Annotated in this window: 3 protein-coding genes; 2 read left to right on the top strand and 1 reads right to left on the bottom strand. The window is 68.2% G+C overall.

Going from position 1 to position 2,258, the window contains the following annotated elements:
• Positions 1 to 109: 109 nt before the first annotated feature.
• Positions 110 to 586, bottom strand: coding sequence for an RNA pyrophosphohydrolase (locus tag VF662_RS01665; RefSeq protein WP_464136947.1), 477 nt, complete (start codon positions 584 to 586; stop codon positions 110 to 112).
• Between the two features lie 54 nt (positions 587 to 640).
• Here VF662_RS01665 and VF662_RS01660 point away from each other — a divergent pair, with 54 nt between their 5' ends.
• Together VF662_RS01660 and VF662_RS01655 are read left to right on the top strand one after the other, a co-directional pair.
• Entirely contained in the window at positions 641 to 1,573 is a 933-nt protein-coding gene (locus tag VF662_RS01660; protein ID WP_464136945.1) for a histone deacetylase family protein, read from the top strand.
• Positions 1,574 to 1,668: 95 nt separating this feature from the next.
• The coding region (locus tag VF662_RS01655; RefSeq protein ID WP_464136943.1) for a 2-oxoacid:acceptor oxidoreductase family protein at positions 1,669 to 2,258 on the top strand (590 nt) is incomplete at its 3' end.

Below are 2,258 nucleotides of genomic sequence, written 5' to 3'. Positions count from 1 at the left end.
GCCCAGGCCTGCACCTGATCGAGCATCGGCTCCGCCGCGCAGCGCTCGACCGCCGCGGCTTCATCCCTGGAAAGGCCCCGCATGGCCCGTCTCTAACGCGGGTTCAGCGTCAAAGCCACTCCGAGAAGGCGTCCAGCAGCTGCTCGTAGAGCCTGCGCTTGAACGGCACGATCATAGCAGGGAGTTCGGCCGGCTCGGCCCATTTCCAGGCGCGGAATTCAGGGTGGGCGGTCGCGATGTTCACGTCCTCGTCGGTGCCGGTGAAGCGGCAGAGGAACCAGCTCTGCCGCTGCCCGCGCCACTTTCCTTTCCAGAGCTTGCCGACGAGGTCGTCCGGAAGATCGTAGGTGAGTTCGCCGGGCGTACGGGCGATGATCTCGACATGCTCAGGGCGGATCCCCGTCTCCTCCTCCAGCTCCCTCAGCGCGCCCGCCTCGGCGTCCTCACCCTCGTCGAGGCCGCCCTGCGGCATCTGCCAGGCCTCCAGGGTACTATCGAGCCGCTGCGCGACGAAGACCTTCCCCTCGCGGTTGAGCAGCATCACGCCCGCGGCCGGGCGGTAGGGGAGGGACTCCTTGTCGGTCATCGGCTGAGCACCTCGGGCGTGGCATAGGCTGGACGGGCGCCTTACCTAGGGGCGGTGATCACGATCGTCCATCATCCGGAATATGTCGCCCAGGTGCGGGCGAGCGGCGCCTACCGGCCCACCAAGAACGCGTTCATCCGCGATCTCCTTCTGGAGCTTGGCGACGAAGTGGAATGGGTGGAGCCAGAGCCGATGCCCCGCCAGTGGCTGGAGGCGGTTCATGATGCCGCCTATGTCGCCGAGGTCGCCGAGGCGCGGGTGCCGCCGGAGAAGGAGCGTCGGATCGGCTTTCCAGTGACGGAGGCGGTCGCGCGGCGGGCGGCGCGGGTGCCCGGAGGCACCTACACGGCGGCCTTGCTCGCCCTGGAGCGCGGGTTCGCGGCGAACACGGCCGGAGGGAGCCACCATGCCCTCAGCGATACTGGCGCAGGCTATTGCGTGTTCAACGATCTCGCACTCGCTGCAGTGCGCTGCGTCGGCGAGGGCAGGGCGGATCGCGTGCTGGTGGTGGATTGCGACGTCCACCAGGGCGACGGCACCGCGGCGCTCACCGCCGGGCGGCCCGGGATCGCGACTTATTCGATCCACGCCGAGAAGAACTTCCCCGTCCGCAAGGCGCGCTCGACGGTGGACGTGGCGCTGCCGGACGGGACGGGCGACGGGGAATATCTGGAGCGGCTGGAGGCGACGCTGACGCCGCTGGTGGACCGGTTCCGGCCCGGTCTGATCCTTTACCAGGCAGGCGTCGATCCGTTCGCAGGCGACCGCCTCGGGCGGCTGGCGCTCACTCAGGAGGGGCTGGACGCGCGCGACCTGTTCGTCGCCGGCCTCGCCCGCCGCCGCTCAATCCCGCTCGCGAGCACGCCCGGCGGCGGTTACGGCGCCGACGTGGCCGACATCGCGCGCCGGCATGTGCGGACGATCCTCACGCTCGGGCACGCGCTTGCGCCCGCGGCGATTGAGATGCGGCCCGCCGCCCCTATCTAAGCGGCGCGCGCGCCCCTATCGGTGGCGGCGTTCTTCTCGTTGAAGCGCCGCTCCACCCGGCGTAGGCTCACGAACAAGCATTCGAAGGATCATTGATGGCGACCGCCACCCATCTCGTCACGGAGGAAGAAAGCAAAGCCGACGGTCCGCTGGAAGCGGTCGTCGTCCGGTTCGCGGGCGACAGCGGCGACGGCATGCAGCTGACGGGCGGGCAATTCACGCTCTCGACCGCGCTCGCCGGAAACGATCTTGCCACCTTCCCGGACTTTCCGGCCGAGATCCGCGCGCCCCAAGGGACCACGTTCGGCGTCTCCGCCTTCCAGATCAATTTCGGCTCGGCCGCTATCGAAACCGCTGGCGACGCCCCTGACGTGCTGGTGGCAATGAACCCCGCCGCCTTGAAGGTGAACGTCGATGCGCTGAAGCCGGGGGGGCTCATCATCGCGGACACCGGCGAATTCGGCGCCCGCAACCTCGCCAAGGCAGGCTATGAGAGCAATCCGCTCGAGGATGGATCACTCGCCAAGTGGCAGGTGATCTCGTTCAACATCAGCCAGTTGACGATGGATTCGGTGAAGCCGTTCGGGCTCGGCAACAAGGAAGCGCTCCGCTCCAAGAACATGTGGACGCTGGGGCTGGCGCTCTGGATGTTCGATCGTGACCGGAAGCCGATCGAGGATTGGCT

The organism is Allosphingosinicella sp. (assembly GCF_036387215.1).
GTDB lineage: Bacteria > Pseudomonadota > Alphaproteobacteria > Sphingomonadales > Sphingomonadaceae > Allosphingosinicella.
This window is presented reverse-complemented; position numbering and strand designations above follow the sequence as displayed.

Excerpts from the sequence above, each read along its gene's own strand:
- VF662_RS01665 (WP_464136947.1), bottom strand. The coding sequence starts at position 586 with ATGACCGACAAGGAGTCCCTCCCCTACCGCCCGGCCGCGGGCGTGATG.